Origin of the sequence: Halomonas sp. YLB-10 (assembly GCF_003856855.1) — a bacterium.
Lineage (GTDB): Bacteria > Pseudomonadota > Gammaproteobacteria > Pseudomonadales > Halomonadaceae > Halomonas > Halomonas litopenaei.
Genome location: NZ_RRCU01000008.1, coordinates 225,939 through 245,401, shown reverse-complemented (window position 1 = coordinate 245,401; position 19,463 = coordinate 225,939). Strand labels below are relative to the sequence as shown.

Annotated in this window: 13 protein-coding genes; 7 read left to right on the top strand and 6 right to left on the bottom strand. The window is 66.2% G+C overall.

Going from position 1 to position 19,463, the window contains the following annotated elements; all coding sequences use genetic code 11:
- Window positions 1–22 precede the first annotated feature (22 nt).
- Complete coding sequence (locus EBB56_RS18190; RefSeq protein ID WP_108131134.1) at window positions 23–1,042, bottom strand: Fe(3+) ABC transporter substrate-binding protein; 1,020 nt, start codon at window positions 1,040–1,042, stop codon at window positions 23–25.
- A gap of 382 nt (window positions 1,043–1,424) precedes the next feature.
- Here EBB56_RS18190 and EBB56_RS18185 point away from each other — a divergent pair, with 382 nt between their 5' ends.
- A complete protein-coding gene (locus EBB56_RS18185) occupies window positions 1,425–2,570 on the top strand; it encodes an ABC transporter ATP-binding protein (RefSeq protein ID WP_045991380.1) in 1,146 nt (381 codons plus the stop codon).
- A 66-nt stretch (window positions 2,571–2,636) separates the two neighbouring features.
- On the opposite strand, the gene EBB56_RS18180 is transcribed toward EBB56_RS18185, so the two are convergent.
- Window positions 2,637–4,292, bottom strand: a complete 1,656-nt coding sequence (locus tag EBB56_RS18180) for an iron ABC transporter permease (protein WP_231498506.1) — start codon at window positions 4,290–4,292, stop codon at window positions 2,637–2,639.
- Window positions 4,293–4,509: 217 nt separating this feature from the next.
- Here EBB56_RS18180 and EBB56_RS18175 point away from each other — a divergent pair, with 217 nt between their 5' ends.
- Genes EBB56_RS18175 through EBB56_RS18165 form a run of 3 tightly spaced genes read left to right on the top strand, consistent with a single transcriptional unit; the run spans window position 4,510 to window position 9,325 of the window.
- Entirely contained in the window at window positions 4,510–5,103 is a 594-nt protein-coding gene (locus tag EBB56_RS18175) for a TetR/AcrR family transcriptional regulator (protein WP_124804994.1), read from the top strand.
- A 16-nt stretch (window positions 5,104–5,119) separates the two neighbouring features.
- A complete protein-coding gene (locus EBB56_RS18170; protein WP_045991383.1) occupies window positions 5,120–6,277 on the top strand; it encodes an efflux RND transporter periplasmic adaptor subunit in 1,158 nt (385 codons plus the stop codon).
- Window positions 6,278–6,280: 3 nt separating this feature from the next.
- A complete protein-coding gene (locus EBB56_RS18165; RefSeq protein ID WP_045991384.1) occupies window positions 6,281–9,325 on the top strand; it encodes an efflux RND transporter permease subunit in 3,045 nt (1,014 codons plus the stop codon).
- Window positions 9,326–9,408: 83 nt separating this feature from the next.
- On the opposite strand, the gene EBB56_RS18160 is transcribed toward EBB56_RS18165, so the two are convergent.
- The 4 genes from EBB56_RS18160 to dctP form a co-directional block, all read right to left on the bottom strand.
- Window positions 9,409–10,368 carry an alpha/beta fold hydrolase gene (locus EBB56_RS18160; protein WP_124804993.1) on the bottom strand — a complete coding sequence of 320 codons (960 nt, stop codon included), beginning with the start codon at window positions 10,366–10,368 and terminating at the stop codon, window positions 9,409–9,411.
- Between the two features lie 196 nt (window positions 10,369–10,564).
- On the bottom strand, window positions 10,565–11,893 hold the full coding sequence (locus tag EBB56_RS18155) for a TRAP transporter large permease subunit (protein WP_045991386.1): 1,329 nt from the start codon (window positions 11,891–11,893) through the stop codon (window positions 10,565–10,567).
- Complete coding sequence (locus EBB56_RS18150) at window positions 11,890–12,402, bottom strand: TRAP transporter small permease subunit (RefSeq protein WP_045991387.1); 513 nt, start codon at window positions 12,400–12,402, stop codon at window positions 11,890–11,892. The genes EBB56_RS18155 and EBB56_RS18150 overlap by 4 nt, the downstream gene beginning before the upstream one ends.
- Window positions 12,403–12,488: 86 nt before the next feature.
- Complete coding sequence (gene dctP, locus EBB56_RS18145) at window positions 12,489–13,595, bottom strand: TRAP transporter substrate-binding protein DctP (protein ID WP_045991388.1); 1,107 nt, start codon at window positions 13,593–13,595, stop codon at window positions 12,489–12,491.
- A 374-nt stretch (window positions 13,596–13,969) separates the two neighbouring features.
- On the opposite strand from dctP, the gene EBB56_RS18140 reads away from it, so the two are divergent.
- The 3 genes from EBB56_RS18140 to rmuC are packed head-to-tail and all read left to right on the top strand — an operon-like array spanning window position 13,970 to window position 19,427.
- Complete coding sequence (locus tag EBB56_RS18140) at window positions 13,970–16,471, top strand: GNAT family N-acetyltransferase (protein ID WP_124804992.1); 2,502 nt, start codon at window positions 13,970–13,972, stop codon at window positions 16,469–16,471.
- Window positions 16,472–16,505: 34 nt separating this feature from the next.
- Window positions 16,506–17,972 carry an aminoacyl-histidine dipeptidase gene (locus tag EBB56_RS18135; protein WP_124804991.1) on the top strand — a complete coding sequence of 489 codons (1,467 nt, stop codon included), beginning with the start codon at window positions 16,506–16,508 and terminating at the stop codon, window positions 17,970–17,972.
- Between the two features lie 12 nt (window positions 17,973–17,984).
- The gene (gene rmuC / locus EBB56_RS18130) at window positions 17,985–19,427 is read left to right on the top strand and encodes a DNA recombination protein RmuC (protein WP_124804990.1); all 1,443 of its coding nucleotides are present in this window, start codon (window positions 17,985–17,987) and stop codon (window positions 19,425–19,427) included.
- The last annotated feature ends 36 nt before the right edge of the window (window positions 19,428–19,463 follow it).

Sequence of the window (19,463 nt, the reverse complement as noted above, 5' to 3'; positions counted from 1 at the left end):
CGAGGGCCCGGCGTGATTGAGCCTAGCGCCAGCCGACGCGATCGAAGATCTTGACCGCTTCCGGGTTGTTCTCGCCCAGCACGCTGACGTTGACTTCGTCCTTCTTGAACTCGCCCCAGGAGCCGAGTACCTCGTCCACGGCGACGCCCTCGACCACCGGGAATTCGTGGTTGCCCACGGCGAACAGTTCCTGAGCTTCGTCGGAGGCCAGGAACTCGAGGAAGGCGACGGCGTTGTCGTGGTTAGGTGCACCCTTGACCAGGCCGGCACCACCGACGTTGACGTGGGCACCACGGTCATCCTGGTTGGGGAACAGGATCTGCACGCTTTCGGCGGCCTCGCGCTCGTCGGCGTCGTCGGAGGTCAGCAGACGCACGTAGTAGTAGTGGTTGGCCACCGCCACGTCGCACTCGCCGCTGGCTACGCCCTTGATCTGGTCGCGGTCGCCACCCTCGGGGTCGCGAGCCATGTTGTCGACCACGCCCTGGGCCCACTCTTCGGCACCTTCCTCACCGTGGTGCTCGACCATCGAGGCCAGCAGTGACTGGTTGTAGATGTTGTTGGAGGAACGGATGCAGATCTTGCCCTTGAGGCTGGGGTCCGCCAGCTTCTCGTAGCTGTCGACCTGCTCGGGCTCGATGGTCTCGGGGTTGTAGAAGATCGCCCGCACGCGCTGGCTGAAGCCGAACCAGTCGCCTTCGGGGTGGCGCATGCTCTCGGGCAGGCGCTCGTTGAGTACCTCGGAGTCCACCGGCGCGAAGATGCCTTCCTCCTCGGCGCGCCACAGGCGGCCGGCGTCCACGGTCATCATGATGTCGGCGGGGCTGGCTTCGCCCTCGCGCTTGATGCGCTGGATGAGCTGGTCGGAATCGCCCTGCAGCACGTTGACCTCGATGCCGGTCTGTTCGGTGAAGGCGTCGTACATGGCCTGGTCGGAGTCGTAGTGACGTGCCGAGTACACATTGACGCTGCCGTCGGCGTAGGCGAGACCGGAAGCGCCGGCCAGGGCGATGGCGATGGCAAGACGAGAGACGTTGGACATCGGAGACCTCGAGTGGCGGATGGAATGATAATACGTGTCATTCGGTGTCCGTATTGAACGACCTCCCGGGCACGGCGTCAATCACTGTGCCTCCTTGGGCTGATGCAGGGTGCTTCTCTCGGCATAGTGGAGGGGGCACGATCGATGTACTGATGGGGGCTACGTCGGGGGCGGATACCTCCGACCATCGGGCGCTCTAGCCTGGCGCTGCGCCCCCTGGCACCCGCTGCTTCGGGAGCCGGCAGAACTGCGAGGCTGACCTGTTGGAGCGGGAGATATCGCACAGGCAAAGGAGAAGGCGTGTCGAAAGGATTCGCGTTACCATGGCCAATCCATCGGCTTTCGCCGTCGTCCATCCGACCTTCGACACGCGATCCCCTCCATGACCTCACACCTTGCCAGCTCCGCCACCGTTTCCGAGCAGACCTTCGAGGAAGGCGTTGTCGCCGATCCTCTGCTGGCTGTGCGCAATATCCAGCATCGATACGACAGCAAACTTGCCGTCAGCGACGCCTCCTTCGACATCGCGCCGGGCGAGGTGGTGTGCCTGCTCGGGCCGTCGGGCTGTGGCAAGACGACGCTGCTGCGCATCGTCGCCGGACTCGAGGCGTTGCAGCAGGGGGAGCTCAAGTTTGACGGCCAGACCCTGGCCGCACCGGGGCGCCCCCACGTGCCGCCGGAGAAGCGCAGCGTGGGGCTGGCCTTCCAGGAATCGGCACTGTTTCCCCACTTGAGCGTGCTCGACAACGTGACCTTCGGGCTCAAGGGGATGCCGGCGCGCGCGCGCCGTGAACGAGCCCTGGAGCTGCTCGCTCAGCTGGGTATGGACGGCTACTCCGAGGCCTTCCCGCACACCCTGTCCGGTGGCCAGCAGCAGCGGGTGGCCCTGGCCAGGGCCCTGGCGCCCTCGCCGCAATTGATGCTGCTGGACGAGCCTTTCTCGAGCCTCGACGCGCGTCTCAGGGACCGTATCCGTGATGACACCCTGCACGTGCTCAAGCAGGTGGGCGCAGGCACCCTACTGGTGACCCATGACCCCGAAGAGGCGATGTTCATGGCCGATCGCATCGTGCTGATGCGCGATGGTCGGGTGGTGCAGGTAGGCACGCCGGAAGAGCTCTACTGCGCGCCGGCCGACCCCTTCGTGGTGACCTTCTTCGGGGACGTCAATCGCCTGGAAGGCGTCGCCCAGCGTGGCTATGTGCATACCGCGGTGGGGCCCGTCGCCACCGACCTGCCTGACGGCGCCCGCGCCCAGGTGCTGATGCGCCCGGAGGCGCTCAGGGTGGTGGAAATCGAGAGCGACGGCCAGCACGCCCACCACAGCCACGTGCTGATGGCACGACTGCTGGGGCGTTGCAGTCTGCTGCACCTCTGCGTGCACGGTATCGATGGCCAGGAGGCCCACATGCACGCCCGGGTACCCGGGGTCTTTCTGCCGAGGGAAGGCCAGGCCGTGCAGGTCAGTCTCGACCCGGCCCAGGTATTCGTGTTCCCCGCCGAGGCGTCCGGCGCCGAGGCCGTCTAGACCCCCTGGCCCCGGCGCACCAGGGGGGGACTATTCGTATCGGGTCGTATCCAGCAGGGGCCTGCGTCAGTCGCTGGCCTGGCCCGGGCGCGAGCGGCGCATCGCCAGGCTCAGCAGCACCACCGGAATGATCCCCACGGCAACGATGGCCAGGGACGCTGTCGAGGCCTCGGCCAGGCGTTCGTCAGCGGCCAGGTTGTGGGCTCGTACCGCCAGGGTGTCGAAGTTGAACGGGCGCAGGATGATGGTGGCCGGCAGCTCCTTCATCACATCGACGAAGACCAGGATCCCGGCGGCCAGCAGGCTGCCGCGCATGATCGGCGTATGCACCTTGCGCAGGGTGCCGGTGGCGGTCTCGCCGAGGGTGCGGGCGGCCGCGTCCATCGACGGGGTGACCTTGCCCAGGCTCGCTTCCACGGCGTTGAACGACACCGCGAGAAAACGCACCACATAGGCATAGATCAGGATAAAGGCGGTACCGCTGAGGATCAGGCCGATCACCTCCCCGGTGGCGGCCTTGTACAGCTGGTTGAGCTGGACGTCGACCCAGGCGAAGGGGATCAGGATGCCTACCGCCACCACCGACCCCGGAATCGCGTAGCCCAGCGAGGCCACCCGCGTGGCCGTGCGGGTCAGCGGGCCCTGTTCGAGTCGGGCGCCATAGCTCAGCACCACCGCCAGCCCCACCGCGATCAGGGCGGCGACGGCTGCCAGCAGCAGGCTGTTGCCGGCGTACTCGAAAAAGGCGCTGCCCAGCACGCTGTCTCCGGCCTTCAGCGCCATGTACCCCAGCAGCAGGCAGGGCAACAGGAAGCCCACCGTCACCGGCAGCGCGCAGGCCAGGGTGGCCGCCCAGGCGCGTGCACCGCTTAGACGGTACTCCGGTAGTTGCTGGTAGCGGTGAGAGGTGTGGTGGAAGCGGCGCTTGCCCCGGGACCAGCGCTCCAGCAGCACGAACAGGATCACGAAGGCCAGCAGACACGCCGCCAGCTGGGCGGCGGCGACCTGTTCGCCAAGTCCGAACCAGGTGCGATAGATGCCGGTGGTGAAGGTATCCACGCCGAAGTACTGCACCGCGCCGAACTCGTTGAGGGTTTCCATCAAGGCCAGCGACACGCCCCCCACCAGCGCCGGTCGCGCCAGCGGTACCGCCACCTGGGTAAACATCTGCCAGGGGCCGCGGCCCAGGGTGCGTCCCACGTCGAGCATGCACACCGACTGCTCGAGGAAGGCCGCCCTGGCCAGCATGTACACGTAGGGGTAGAGCACCAGGGTGATCAGGGTGGCGGCACCCGGTAACGAGCGGATGTCGGGAAACCAGTAGTCCCCGCGGGACCAGCCGAAGGCTTCGCGCAGGGCCTCCTGCACCGGCCCTGCGTACTGCAGAAAGTCGGTGTAGGCGTAGGCGATGACGTAGGTGGGTACCGCCAACGGCAGCAGCATGGCCCATTCGAACAGGCGCTTGCCGGGAAAACGGCACATCACTACCAGCCAGGCGCAGCCGGTACCGATGGCCAGGGTACCAAGGCCGACGCTGAGTACCAGGAACAGGGTGTTGAGCAGATAACGCGTCAGCACAGTGTCGGCCAGGTGACGCCAGATATCGCCGGCGGGCACCAGAATATGGGCCAGGATCACCAGCACCGGCAGTGCCACCACCGCGGCGACAGCCAGCGTCAACCAGCCCCAGCGCGAAAGCCGCCGGGAACGAACCTTGGCCACGGAATGAGTACTGCTGGACACGGACGGACTCCTGCTGCGGGCACCGCTGACGGACGGGAGGCCAGATCATACCAGTCCGTGCCGGCGGCTGCAGTTGGCCATCAAGGGGAGGCATGGAGGCGCGCACCAAACGGAAGTGAGACCTTGGCTCGGCGGGCTTTGAAAGTGAATAACTATTCATTTATTTTAAGAGGCATCTCAAAAGAGGGTAAATGTCATGCGCCCACGCGACGACACCAAGCGGGTGGCACTGCTCGAGGCGACCCTGGTCGAGGTCACCGAGCACGGCTTCGGCGTGGCCTCGGTGGCCCGTATCGCGCGTCGCGCCAGGGTGTCGCCCGCCACCCTCTATATCCACTTTGCCGACAAGGACGCCCTGCTGGAGGCGACCTTTGTGCACGTTTGTGACCAGCTGATCGATACCGCCCTGGAGGCCTTCGATGCGGCACTCGAGCTGCGCCAGGCGCTGCGCGAGATGTGGCATGCGCTGTTTCATCTGGCCCTCGACCAGCCGCGCCTGTTTCGCTTCCACGACGCCTTCGGCCATTCGGTATGGATGAATGATCGGGTCCGCGAGCGCAACGATCTGCGCCTGGCGCCCTTGCTCGATGCCATCGCCCAGGGGCATCGGGATGGCGTGCTCAAGCCGGTTGGGCTTGCGCTGCTGGAAAGCTTCATGTTCCGCCCGATCTACCACCTGGTGCAGAGCCAGGGGAGCCACCCGTTCGAGCCCACCCACACCAATATCGACCAGGCCTTTGCGATGGCCTGGGACGCCATTGCCGTTCGCCACGACAACTCGCGTCCCTGACGCCTCAGGAGCCCCCATGACCTTCTCTACGTTTCCTCCGACGTCGCGCCTTGAGCGCCTGCTGGCCAGGTTCAGTCTGCTTGCCGTCGTGGCGCTTGTCGCCGGCTGTGAATCCGACCAGCCGCCCTTGTCCCAGCAGCAGGTACACCCGGTGAAGCTGGTGTCGCTGGACGCCGGGCGTCAGGGCATGTTGATGCGTTATCCCGGCCAGGTGCAGGCCTCGGAGCGTTCGGAGCTGTCGTTCCGGGTCGGTGGGGAACTGCGCGAGCTGGCCGTGCAGCCGGGGGATGACGTCGAAGAAGGCGACCTTGTCGCCCGCCTCGACGATCGTGACGCCAAGAGTCAGCTGGCCAACGCCCGTTCGAGCTACAACCTGGCCGAGGCGACCTACGAGCGCATGCGTATCTCGCTGGAGCGTGGTGCCATCAGTCGGTCCCGCTTCGACGAGGCACGTGCCGAGTTTCTGTCGGCCCAGGCCCAGCTCAAGCAGGCCCAGGACCAGCTCAGCTACACCGAGCTCAGCGCGCCCTTCAGCGGCGTGATTGCGTCGGTTCCGGTGGACAACTATCAGGTGGTCGGTGCCCAGCAGACCATCGCCGAGCTGCAGCAGCCGGGGTCCATCGACGTGACCTTCCAGCTGCCGGAGCAGCAGGTCCGTCGGATCAATGACGAGCGCGCCCAGGCGGTGCAGGACGGCGAGGATGCGGTGGTCTGGGTGACCTTCGCCGAGAACCAGCAGCAGCGCTACCCGGCCCGCTACAAGGAGCACGACAGCAGCGTCAGCCAGGGGTCGCTGAGCTATGAGGTCACCCTGACCTTGCCTGAACCCGACGACATCACGGTGCTGTCGGGCATGAGCGCCACGGTGCTGCTGGACATGAGCGCCCTGACCGGTGATAGCCAGGATCCCTGGCGGGTGCCGGTGGCGGCGGTGGCCACGCGGGAATCGCAGCCTGACCAGGCGGTGGTGTGGCGCTTCGTGCCCGACGACGAGTCCCGCGCCGACGGCCCTGGACGTGTCGAGGCGGTGCCGGTCGTGCCGGGGCGCATCACCACCCAGGGGATGCTGATCGAGGGCGAGCTCGAGGCCGGCGACCGGCTGGTCGCCGCCGGTGCCGAACGCATGCAGGAAGGACGCAGGGTACGACCCTGGATCAAGGAAGAGGGGCTCTGATCGATGGTCGACTACTTTCTGCGCCAGAAGGTCATCAGCTGGATGATCACCCTGCTGCTGGCCGTTGGCGGGGTGGTGTCTTTCTTCGGGCTCGGGCAGCTGGAGTTTCCCGAGTTCACCATCCGCAACGCCATCATTTCGACCCAGTACCCCGGCGCCACGCCAGAACAGGTAGAAGAGGAGGTCACCCTGCGCCTGGAGAAGGCGATCCAGCAGATGCCCGACCTGAAGCGGGTCAGCTCGGTCAACGCCGACGGCCTGTCGCAGATCACCGTGGAGCTCGAGAACACGGTGCGCGAGCACGAACTTGCCCAGTACTGGGACCTGCTGCGGCGCAAGATCAGCGACGTCCAGGCCGAGCTGCCCCCCGGCGCCGGGACCTCCATCGTCAACGATGACTTCGGTGACGTCTTCGGCCTGCTGTTGACCCTGACCGGCGAGGACTACAGCCAGCAGGACCTGGAAGACCACGCCGACCTGCTGCAGCGGGAGCTGCGCCTGGTCGACGGGGTCAAGAAGGTCGCCATCGCCGGCACCGTGCAGGACCAGGTGGTGGTGTCGCTGGACCGTGACCGGATGCGCGCGCTGGGGATCTCGCCACAGCAGTTGAGTGACCTGCTCAACGCCCAGAACGTGGTGGGCGACGCGGGCCATATCAAGCTCGATGGCCTGTCGCTGTCGGTGCAGCCCACCGGCGAGTTCGACAGCGTCGAGTCGCTCGAGCGGCTGGTGGTGGGCCGTCCCGGTGACGGCCTGATCCGCCTTGGCGATATCGCCGAGGTCACTCGCCAGACCACCGATACGCCCCAGTTGCTCTACCACGCAGGGGGGCAGTCCGCGCTGTCCATCGGCATCTCGTTTGGTTCCGGCGTCAACGTGGTGGAGGTCGGCGAACGGGTCGAGAAGCGGCTTTCCGAGCTCGAACAGCGCATGCCGCTGGGCATGGAACTGGCCACCGTCTACCACCAGCCCGAGGTGGTGGAGGACGCGGTCAACGGCTTTCTGATCAACCTGGCCGAGGCGGTCGGCATCGTCATACTGGTGCTGTTGCTGTTCATGGGGGTGCGTAGCGGGCTGCTGATGGGCCTGATCCTGCTGCTGACCATCCTCGGCACCTTCATCATGATGTCGATTCACGGCATCCAGCTGCAGAAGATCTCGCTGGGCGCCTTGATCATTGCCCTCGGCATGCTGGTGGACAACGCCATCGTGGTCACCGAGGGCATGATGATCGGCCTTGCCCGGGGCAAGACCAAGCGCCAGGCGGCGCTGGAGGTGGTCGGTCAGAATCGCCTGCCGCTGCTGGGTGCCACGGTCATCGCGATCACCGCCTTTGCTCCCATCGGGCTGTCGCCGGACGCTACCGGCGAGTTCGTCGGGTCACTGTTCTGGGTATTGTGCTATTCGCTGTTCCTGAGCTGGATCACCGCCCTGACCCTGACCCCCTTCTTCTTCGATCTGTTCTTCAAGGAACGCATCGAAGCGGGCGAGGAGGGGGATAGCGATCCCTATCGTGGCCTACTGTTCCGGGTGTTTCGCCGCCTGTTGGTGGTGGGGATTCGGTTCCGCTACCTGACATTGGTGCTGGCGGTGGCGCTGCTGGCTGGTGCCTTGTCGCTGTCGGGGCAGGTCAAGAACGCCTTCTTTCCCGACGCCACCACACCGCTGTTCTTTGCCGATGTGTGGTTGCCGGAGGGCACCGACGTGCTGGAGACCGAGCGCACCATCGCGCGCCTCGAGACGCAGGTGCTGGAGATGCAGGACGTGACCCGGGTGACCAGCGTGATCGGTGGCGGCGCACAGCGCTTCACCCTGACCTATGCCCCCGAGGACCGCTATGCGAGTTTTGGTCAGCTGATCGTCGAGACCGAGGACCGCGCGTCCCGGGAAGCCCGCATGAAAGAGGTGATCGAGACCCTGCGCGAGGACTTCCCCCGGGTCCAGTACAAGGTCCAGGCGTTGCAGGTCGGCCCCTCGGCCAAGGCCAGCATCGAGGCGCGCATCTACGGTGACGATCCCGAGACCCTGCACCGCCTGGGCGCCGAGGTGCGTGGCATCTTCCAGGACGAGCCGATGACCGACAGCATCCGGCTGTCCTGGAGCAATCGCGAGAGCGTCATCGTGCCCGAGTTCCTCGAGCAACAGGCACGTCGCGTCGGAGTCACCCGGGACGCCTTGCACCAGGCGCTCAGGCTCAACAATGACGGCGAGCAGGTCGGCGTCTACCGCGAAGGCAGCGAGCTGATTCCGATCGTGATGCGCTCCCGGGAGGACCAGCGCCACGACATCGACAACCTCAGCGCGGTCAACGTCTGGAGTGAAGAGCAGGGACGTTATCTCAGCGCCGGCAACGTGCTCGGCGAGCTGCACACCGAGCTGCGTGATCCGCTGATCAAGCGTCGTGACCGGCGTCGCATGCTGGCGGTGTACGCCGAGCCGATGCCGCTGTCCGGTGAGACCGCTGCCAGCGTGCTGGCGCGGCTGCGTCCCCAGGTCGAGGCCATCGAGCTGCCGCCGGGCTATGCCATCGAATGGGGCGGTGAGTACGAAACTGCCAGCGACGCTCAGAAGGCGCTGCTGTCATCGCTGCCCATGGGCCTGCTCGGCATGTTCATCATCACCGTGCTGCTGTTTGGCCGGCTGCGCCAGGCGCTGGCGATCTGGTCGATCGTGCCGCTGATGCTGATCGGTATCATCGGTGGCCTGGCGTTGCTCGGGGCGCCCTTCACCTTCATGGCGCTGCTCGGCACCTTGAGCCTGATCGGCATGGTGCTGAAGAACGCCATCGTGCTGATGGAAGAGATCAACGTGCAGCGTGGCCAGCAGGACAATGCCCACGACGCCGTGATCCAGGCCGCGGTCAGTCGTGTGCGGCCGGTGACCATGGCCGCCGTGACCACCATGCTGGGGATGCTGCCGCTGTTCACCGATGCCTTCTTCGCCTCCATGGCGGTGGTCATCGTGTTCGGTCTGGGCGTCGCCACCCTGTTGACCCTGGTGATCCTGCCGGTGGCGTATTGCACCCTGATGCGAATTCGCGCTGGCTGATCCTGCCGCCGCTGCCTAGCCACCCGCACCATGGTGCGAGTGCGCGCCGGCTGATTCTGGCGCGACATTCCAACCGCCGCTGCCTAGCCGCCTGCTCCCTGAACGCTGGCCCCATGGGGGCCAGCCTCGTCGGCGATGGGGGACCAGGGGGCGGCTGACACGCCATCTGGCTGCGTCGACGGGGCCCGCTCCACCAGCCAGGAAGAAACCAGCGGCCACAGGGTGTCACGGTGGCGGCGGCGAAATCCTTCCAGGTGCCCCAGCACACCACTGCCCATTACCCTGGGAGACAGCTGCAGGCGCTTGATCGAAGCCCCGGTGAAGTAGCCTGCCAGCAGGTCGATGCTGTCGCTGCTGGCGTAGGGGTCGTCGTCGAGCCCCACCACCAGCAGAGGTAACGCCACGCGGGCGAATCGCACTTCGGCGTTGAGTTCCGGGTCGTCGAAGAAGTAGCGCGGCAGGCTGGTCCAGCGGCTGCACTGGCGGGCCACGCCCTCCGGCACGTCCTCGCTGATACCGAGCCGTCGGCAGGGCACATAGCCATTGAGGCGGGACAGCAAGGGAAATATCAGCTTGAGCAGCATCCAGGCGCGCAGCCGCAGCCAGGGAGATGAGATGAAGCGCAGACAACTGGCATTGCAGGCGATCAGCACCGCGCCGCTCAAGTGTCGACTGGCGTCGCCCAGGCCGATGGCATGGCCACCGAAGCTGTGACCGATGGCAAGCAGCGGCAAGTCCGGCCAGTGCTGGCGAGCCCACTGGGTCACGCTGTCGGCGTCTAGCTCGGCCCAGTCCTGCATGCGCACCCCCAGTTTCTCGAGATGCTCCGGTCGCGACCGCCCGATGCCGCGATAGTCGTAGCTCAGCACGTGGAAGCCTTGCTCGGCCAGAAACAATGCGAAGCCCTGATAGAGGCGTTGTGACACCGCCGAAGCGGAGTGAATGATCACCACCCCACGCAGCGGCTGTGTGGCCTCGAAGTGGCTGGCGCCGAGCGGATAGGCATCGGAGGCGGAGAGGGTGAAGCGGGTCACGTTGGCCATGATGCTGCCCTTGCACAGAGTGTCTAAGAACTCTTAATACGATGCAGGAACGGCGTCGAGGCTTTACCCAATCAGGAGCGCGAGGGGGTGAAAAGTCGAAGAATATGCCGGAAACGCACTGTCAAAATCGTCGTTCTAAACGAGTAGCCCCCGCGAAGCGGGGGCTGTGTGGTTGTGCTGGAGGCTACCCTGAGGGTCAGTAGCCCAGCAGCATCGAGGGCAGGCCTGTGACCAGGGCGGGGAAGTAGGACATCAGCACGCAGGCAATCAATATCAGCGCGCAGAACGGGATCACCGCCTTGTACAGGTCGAGGGTCTCGACCTCCGGTGGCGCCACGCCCTTCAGGTAGAACAGCGCATAGCCGAAGGGCGGGGTCAGGAAGGAGGTCTGCAATACCACCGCCACCATCACCACGAACCACAGCATGTCGACGCCCATGGTCTCGATGATCGGCAGCATGATCGGGAAGCTCAGCAGCACGATGCCGGTCCAGTCGAGGAACATGCCCAGCACGAATACCAGCAGGAACATCAGGATCAGTGCGCCGGTGGTGCCACCGGGCATCGCCAGCACCAGTTCGCTGATCACGTCCATGCCGCCGCCGATGGAGAACACACCGGTGAAGGCGGTCGCCCCCACCAGCACGAACATCACCATGGTGGTGGTCTTGCCGGCCTCGATGAAGGTGTTGTAGCAGGTCGACAGCTTGCGATCACCGAAGATCAGGAACAGCAGGAAGGCCAGGGTCACGCCGATGGCCGAGGCCTCGGTGGCGGTGGCGATACCGGTGAACAGGGCGCCCAGCACCCCGAGGATCAGGCTCATCGGCGGCAGTACGTACTTGCACAAGCGGATCACCAGCTCCCCGGTGCTGGTCTCGGCACGCTCCTCGGCGCCTACAGGAGGGCCGAAGTCGGGCTTGATCAGGCAGATCACCAGCACGTAGAGCGCGTACATCGAGCCCAGCAGCAGACCCGGCACCAGGGCACCGGCGAACAGCGCGCCCACCGACACCGGCGAGTAGCTGGCCATCAGGATCAGCATGATGCTTGGCGGAATCAGGATGCCGAGACAGCCGCTGGCCATGATGACGCCGGCGGACAGGCCCTTGTTGTAGCCGTACTTGAGCATCGGTGCCAGGGCGATCAGGCCCATCACCGCGATGGAGGCGCCGACGATGCCGGTGGTGGCCGCCAGCAGCACCGAGACGATGACCACGGTCAGCGCCAGGCCGCCGCGCACGCGGCCGAGCAACAGGCGCATGCTCTCGAACATCTTCTCGGTGACGCCCGAGTCGTTGAGAAAGCGCGCCATCAGAATAAACAGCGGGATCGCCACCAGGACATAATTGTCCATGGCGCGCCCATAGATGTTGTTGATGATGATGCCGAGCACCTGGGGACCGGGGCCGAACCAGGCGCCGAGTACCGCGACACCGCCCAGCACGAAGGCCAGCGGGTGGCCCATGAACAGCCCCAGCATCAGGCCTGCAAACATGAAGATGGTCAGAAGTTCAGCGCTCATTTGGCTTCCTCCACGCCCTGGCCTGTCAGCTCATTGATGGCGCGAATGACGATGGCGATGGCCTGCAAGAGGATCAGCACGCTGGCGATGACCAGCACGGCCTTCACCGGATAGACCGGGATCGAGACGATGCCGTAGGTGGACTCGGCGCGGCTCCAGGAGCGCTCGAAGAAGCGCCAGCTATAGGTAATGAACATGATGATGAAGGGGGTGAAGAACAGCAGGTAGCCGAGCAGGTCGATCAGTGCGCGACCGCGCCGGGACAGCAGCTGCTTGACGATGTCCACCTCCACATGGGCGTGATGGCGCAGCCCGTAGGCGGCCATCAGCATGAAATGGGTACCGAACAGCATGGTGGTGACGTCGAAGGCCCAGTCGCTGGGGCGTCCGATAAAGAAGCGCATCGCGATGTCGTAGACCACCACGAGGGTGATGATCGCGATCAGCGGAGCGATCAAACGGCCGAACCACTCGTTCAAGCAGTCGATGGCCTTGGCAATGGCGTTCATGGTGGGGTTCTCGTCGAAGTCCAACGATGACCGGCGGCCTCGCGCAGAGAGCCGCCGGCCGGTAGTGACAGAAACGTGCCTGGTTGTTACTCGAGGCAGGCTTCGATCTCGTCAAGCGACGGCAGGTTGTCGGTGACGCGGCTCATGTTGTAGGGCACCGAGACGTCACGCCACTGAGCGTAGTCCTGCATGTAGCTGATCATCGACTGGTAGACCTTGCCGAGCATCGGGTCCTCGCAGGAACCCTGCACGATCACCTGGTTGGTGACCTCCTGGATCTGGGCCAGGTCTTCCTCGGACAGCTGGTTGATGGTGGTGCCGTCCTCGAGGAACTTGGCGGTACCCTCGGTGGACTGCTTCTCGGACCAGGCCAGCGACCAGGCCATGGTAGCCTCGGAGGCGATCTTCAGCTTCTCCTGGGTCTCCTCGGACAGAGCGTCCCAGGCGTCCTTGTTGATCATCACGCCGAACACGCTGGCAGACTGGTGCCAGCCCGGCGTCATCCAGTAGTCGGCAACCTCGGAGAAGCCGGCCTTGTAGTCGACACCGGGGGTCGAGAACTCGGCGCCGTCGACCACACCACGCTCGATGGCCTGGTAGATCTCGCCGCCGGCCAGGGTGACCTGGGAACCACCAAGCTGCTCGAGCACCCGGCCCTGGTCACGCCCGGACAGACGCAGACGCTTGCCTTCGATGTCGGCGAGAGACGCGATCGGAGTGCCGCCGCGGAAGCCGGACTCGTTGTTGGTGATACCGTAGGGCAGGTAGACCAGGTTGTACTGGCCGTAGATCTCCTGGTAGAGCTCGAAGCCGCCCCACTGGGTGATCCAGTTCAGGTAGTCCATGCCGTTGAACAGGCTGGGGGTGGCTGCCAGCGGCGAGAACGCCGGGCTGCGGCCGGCCCAGTAGCCCGGCCAGTCGCCGGCGGCCTGGATGCTGCCGGTCTCGGTGGCGTCGAAGACCTCGGTGCCGGGCATCAGGGTGCCGCCGGCGTAGAACTCGATCTGGATCTCGTCCCCGGCCAGCTGGTTGACCAGCTCGGCCCAGTGCTTGTCGATCTGGATCAGGTCGAGGTTTTCCGGCCAGGTGGTGGTCATGGTCCACTTTTCCTGGGCCATGGCGCCACTCGACAGGGCGGCCAGGGCGATGCCGGCAGCCATGCTGGTCAGGGTAAACTTGGTCATTTGCTTCATGCAGGTGCTCCCCGTGGGTTGTTGTGTTCTGTGCAAAGGAGGCGATCGCTGCCTCACCGAAATTGCGTCTGGCACCCTGGGCCATTGTCTTGGGTTCGGTGCCTGGGGGTAGTGGCGTTCCAGCGTGGGGTTGGCCCACGATGGCGCCTCGGCTTCATCAAGCTAGCACGGTCTTCAAGAGATGATCGATGCGACCCATGTCGATGAAACGGCACACTTTTTTGGCGACTGCACAGTCGATAGCGTGAGAAAAAGTTTCGACAATTCAGCAAAATGAATAAGTTAGAGCGACATCTATGCTGCGCTGCCGTAGTCGGCTCGATCGTTTAATCGGCGCAGCCTTTAGACCAAAGTTGATTTATCAGGGAGCCTTAATGTCCCACTTTTTGACCCGACAGGACCTCGCGCGGCTCGCTGCCTTTCGACAGCAACTGCGAGGGCGGCGCTTTCGCGGCTTGCTGTGGGTGAGCGAGGCTCCTGACCGGGCGCGGGGCGTTGCCCACGAGTGCCTGGCCCAAGGCGGATGGTCGGCGCCGCTGTGGGTCGGGGAAACGTCGATCGACAAGTCTGCTGACAGTGCCGGCACCGGGGCCCATGACAGTGCCGGCACCGGGGCCCATGACAGAGCCGCCACCGGGGCCCATGACAGAGCCGCCACCCCCCCGCCGTCGCTTGAGCGCCTTCCCGCCGCCAAGGCGCGTACCCGGCTCGGCGGCGAGCACGACCTGGTGGTGTTCGACGCCGCCTCGCCAGGCACTGGCCTCGATCCTGACGCCCTGGGGGCGGTGGCCGGCACCCTGGTGGCGGGAGGCCTGCTGGTGCTGTTGACCGCCGACGACGGTGGCCGCCGACCCGACGACGACTACCGCCGCCTGGCGGCCCACCCTTGGCGGTCGGAACAGCTCACAAGTCGCTACCTCGATCGCTGCCATCGGCTGCTGGCGGGTTTTCCCGGCATGCTGCGCTGGCGGCAGGGGGAGGGCCTGACGGCAACGCCCGATGATGGCCAGGAAAGCCCTTTTGCCGATGGCTCATGTTCAGACAACCCTTGTCCAGACAGCCCGTGTCTAGACAGCCCCGACCCGGATTGCCTGAGCCCCGACCAGGCCGAGGTGGTACGTCGGCTGACGCGGCTCAGGCGTCGCCGCCCGTTGGTGATCACCGCCGACCGTGGTCGCGGCAAGTCGGCGGCGCTGGGCATCGCCTGCGCCCGCTTGCTGGTCAAGGCCGAGCAGCAGCGCCAGGCGCCACTGGATATCCTGGTGACCGCGCCACGGGCGTCCTCGGTGGCGCCGGTATTCGAGCGCCTGGCGGCGCTGCTGCCCGAGGGACAGGGCGACGAAAGGGACTTCGAGGCGCCCGGGGGACGGGTGCGTTTTATCGCCCCTGACGCTCTGACGGACGCCGTCGCCCGGGGGGAAGCCGGCGGCCCCGGCTCGCTGCTGCTGGTGGACGAGGCGGCGGCGATTCCGGCGGCGCTGCTGGGCGAGTGGCTGGCGGCATTTCCGCGGCTTGCCTTCGCCACCACGGTGCACGGCTACGAGGGCTCGGGGCGAGGCTTTGCGTTGCGCTTTCGTCGTCATCTGGAGGCGCAGACGCCCCAGTGGCAGGCCATCGAGCTCAGGACGCCGATACGCTGGGCCGATGGAGACCCCCTTGAGCGGGCCATCGACGCGCTGCTGTGTCTGGATGCAGAACTTCCCACAGTGCCGAAGGGGGCGAGGGTGAGTGCGCCTTGTCCTGGTCAAAAGTTGGCCGAGCTGCCCTGTACCACGCTCGATCGCGATGTCCTGGCCCGGGACGAAGCCTCCCTGAGAGCCATCTTCGGCCTACTGGTCCAGGCTCACTACCGCACCACCCCGGCGGACCTGCGGGCGCTGCTTGACGCGCCGGCGACCCGCATCTCGATCCTCGGGACATCACGTGCGCCGCTGGCGGTGTGCGTGTGCGTCGACGAGGGGGGCTTCGATGCCGATCTGGCCGAGCGGGTGCTGCTGGGACAGCGACGCCCACGTGGTCACCTGATGGCCCAGTCGCTGGCGGCCCACGCCGGTGAAGCCGCGGCGCTGAAGGTACCCAGCGCTCGGATCACACGGATCGCCGTACACCCCGACTGGCGCCGCCTGGGGTGCGGGGCGCGGCTTATCCAGGAGGCGGCACGCCAGGCCGAACAGGCCGGCAAGGCGATGCTGGGGGCGAGCTTCGGTGCCGATCCGGAACTGCTGGCGTTCTGGCAGGCCCAGGGATTTCGCCCGGTGCGCCTGGGGCTGACCCGAGAGGCCGCCACCGGCGAGCATGCGGCGATGGTGGCGCTGGCCCTGGGGGAGCACAACCGGGACCTGATCGAGCGGCTGTCGCGGCGCTTTGAGCGGCAGTTGCCGGGGCTGCTGGCGTTCGAACTGACACGCCTGTCGCCACCTTTGGTGCTGGCGTTGCTGGCAAGCGTCGGCGATCGCTGTGCATTCGACGCCGATGACCGCTTTTCTCTCGACGCCGATGACCGCTTTTCGCTCGACGCCGAAGATCGCTTTTCGCTCGACGCCGATGACCGTCGTGAGCTCCAGGACCTGGCCAGGGGCCAGCGCGAGCCGGCGCTGGCGCGTCCGGCCATCCAGGCCCTGGTTCGCCGGCTGGCGTCGCTGTCACTGTCGTCGTCGATGTCGTCGCCCAGGTCCAAGGCGAGGTCCAAGGCTGACGATGACCACGACAGTCTGGCCTGGCTCGCAGCGTGGGCGTTTCAGGGACGTTCGGAAAGTTCCCTGGCGCACGGGCTATCGCTGCGCGGCAAGGCACAGGTCAAGCAATGGTTGCGGGACGCCGTGGGCCGAGCCCTGGCACTGCTGGAGACCCTTTCCAAGGCCCCGGGGCGAGGGTAGAGTGCCAACATTCGCAAAGGCAGACATAGACATCATGAACGAACATCTCGATAGCCTCGCTCCGACCGCCGTCTGGCGTCACTTCCGTACCCTGTGCAACACGCCGCGCCCCTCGGGCCACGAGGCGGCTCTGGTCGAGATCCTTGAAGCCTGGGCAGACGAGCGCGGCATCGCCCACGACCGTGACGCCTACGGCAACCTGCGCCTGTCCAAGCCGGCGAGCCGCGGGCGCGAAGGGGCACCGGGTGTGATCCTCCAGGGCCATCTGGACATGGTGGCCCAGGCCAACGCCGACAAGCCCCACGACTTCACCCGGGATCCCATCGTCACGCGGGTCGAGGACGGCTGGCTCAAGGCCGACCAGACCACCCTGGGCGCCGACAATGGCCTGGGGGTGGCGGCGGCGCTGGCGATCCTCGGCGATGATGAACTCGTCCATGGTCCGCTGGAGGCGATCTTCACCCTGGAGGAAGAAACCTCCATGGGCGGTGCGCTGAATCTGGCCGAAGGCTGGCTGGAGGGCAGCCTGTTGCTCAACCTGGATTCCGAGGACCGTGGCCAGGTCTACATCGGTTGTGCCGGTGGCGCCGACGTGGTGGTCGAGGCCCAGTTGCCGGTGGAGTCGGTGGGCGAGGACGAAGAAGCCCTGACGCTGAGCCTCAAGGGACTGCGTGGTGGCCACTCCGGAATCGATATCGACAAGGGGCTGGGCAACGCCAATCGCCTGCTGGTGCGGGTGCTGCGCGCCCTCGACAGCTGCGAGGTGCGCCTGGTCGACTACCGTGGCGGCACCCTGAGAAACGCCATCCCCCGCGAGGCCGAGGCGGTGGTGATGGTGCCTCGGGACGAGATCGACGCGCTGCGCTCGCGCATTGAGCGCCTCGAGGCCGACATGCGCCGAGAGCTGTCCGGCGTCGACGAGGGCCTGCGGCTCACCCTGGAGCCCTGCGCCACGCCGCGCGAGGAAGCGCTGACCCGCCACGCCAGCCGCCTGCTGGTGGCGGCACTGCACGCCGCGCCCTGCGGTGTCGAGCGCATGAGCGTCGAGGTACCAGGCGTGGTCGAGACCTCCAACAACCTGGGCGTGGTCAGCCTCGAGAACGGCCGCTTTCACCTGTGCGCCCTGGTGCGTTCACTGCGCGACAGCGCCACCATGGATCTGGCCGAGCGCTTCACCGCGCTGTTCGAGCTGATCGGTGCCCGTACCCGGGTCGAGAACGGCTACCCCGGCTGGACGCCTCAGCCCGACAGCGACCTGCTCAAGCGCTTCTGTGAGCTGCATCGTCAGCGCCTGGCGGTGGACCCGGAGATCAAGGTCATCCACGCCGGGCTCGAGTGCGGGATTCTCGGCGGCAAGTACCCCGAGCTTCAGATGATTTCCTTCGGCCCCCTGATTCGCGGCGCCCACTCGCCGGACGAGCGCGTCGAGATCGCCTCAGTGGAGGAATTCTACGGCCTGCTCAAGGCGCTGATCGGCGACCTGGCCGAGGGCACCCGCTGATATGAGGCTGAGATGAGTCCGGCCCTCGAGTCACTGTTCGCCCAGCCCCTGGCGCCGGCTCTTGCCGGCGTCTCGCTGCTGGCGATGACGTTGCTGGCGCTGGCCTGGCGAGGGCATCGACAGGGGCAGCGGCGTGAACAGGCCCTGGCAGCAGAGCTCGAGACGACCAAGGTTCAGCTCGAGCAGCGGCGCGAGGCCGCACGCCAGCTCGAGCAGGAGCTGGCCATCAGCGATGCCCAGCTCGACGCCAGCCGAGAGCAGCTCGAGACCCAGCGGGGCGAGCTCGGCGCCACCCGTCAGCAGCTCGCCGATGTGCGTGAGCACAACGCCCGCCTGGAGACCGAGCGCGAGCAGATGGCGGCGCGTCATCGCGAGCAGATGGCGCTGGTGGAATCCTCCCGGGAGCAGCTCAAGCAGGAATTTCATCGGCTCGCGGGCCAGGTCTTCGACGAGCGCCAGCAGGCCTACCAGACCCAGAGCCGCGAGGGACTCGAGTCGCTGCTCAAGCCGTTTCGCGAGCAGGTGGACCAGTTCCGCCAGCGGGTCGAGGACCTGACCGGACAGCACAGCCGCGAGGCGGTATCGCTCAAGGCCCAGATCGAGCAGCTGGCGGGTCTCAACGCCCGCCTCGGCGAGGAGGCGGCGGGGCTTGCCCGGGCGCTCAAGGGCGACCAGAAGGCCCAGGGCGGCTGGGGCGAGTTGATGCTGGAGACCGTGCTGGAACGCAGCGGCCTGCGGCGCGACATCGAGTACCGTCGCGAGGTGTCGATGAACGGCGAGCAGGGACGCCAGCGTCCCGACGCCATCATCTACCTGCCCGAGGATCGCCACCTGATCGTCGACGCCAAGGTCTCCCTGACCGCCTGGACCCGGGTGGTCAACGCCGACGACGAGACCGAGCGCGAAAGCGCCATGAGCGCCCACCTGACCTCGCTGCGCAGCCATATCCGCGGACTCGCCGCCAAGGACTACCCGGCCCTGCCGGGGCTGCATTCGCCGGACTTCGTGTTCCTGTTCGTACCGGTGGAACCGGCCTTCGCCGCGGCCTTCGAGCGTGATCCTTCGCTGTTCCAGGAAGCCTTCGACCGCCAGGTGGTGGTGGTCACCCCGACCACCCTGCTGGCCAGTCTGCGGACCGTGGCGGGGCTCTGGAGCATGGAGCGCCAGAACGAGAACGCCCGGGTCATCGTGTCACGGGCAGAGCGCCTGCTGGCCAAGTTCTCGGGGTTCGTCGACAGCCTCGACGACGTCGGCAAGCACCTGGAGCGCGCCAGCGCCAGTCATCACCAGGCGATGAACCGGCTGTCCCAGGGCCAGGGCAGCCTGGTCGCTCAGGCGCTCGAGCTCGAACGCCTCGGCGCGCGGATGAAAAAGCCGCTGCCGGAGGAGCTCAAAAGGGCGGCTCAGTCGCCGGCGACGCTGGGCAACGATGGTCAGGCCGTCGACGACGCCTGAAGTGACCCTCGTAAACGACGACGCCCCGCTCAAGCC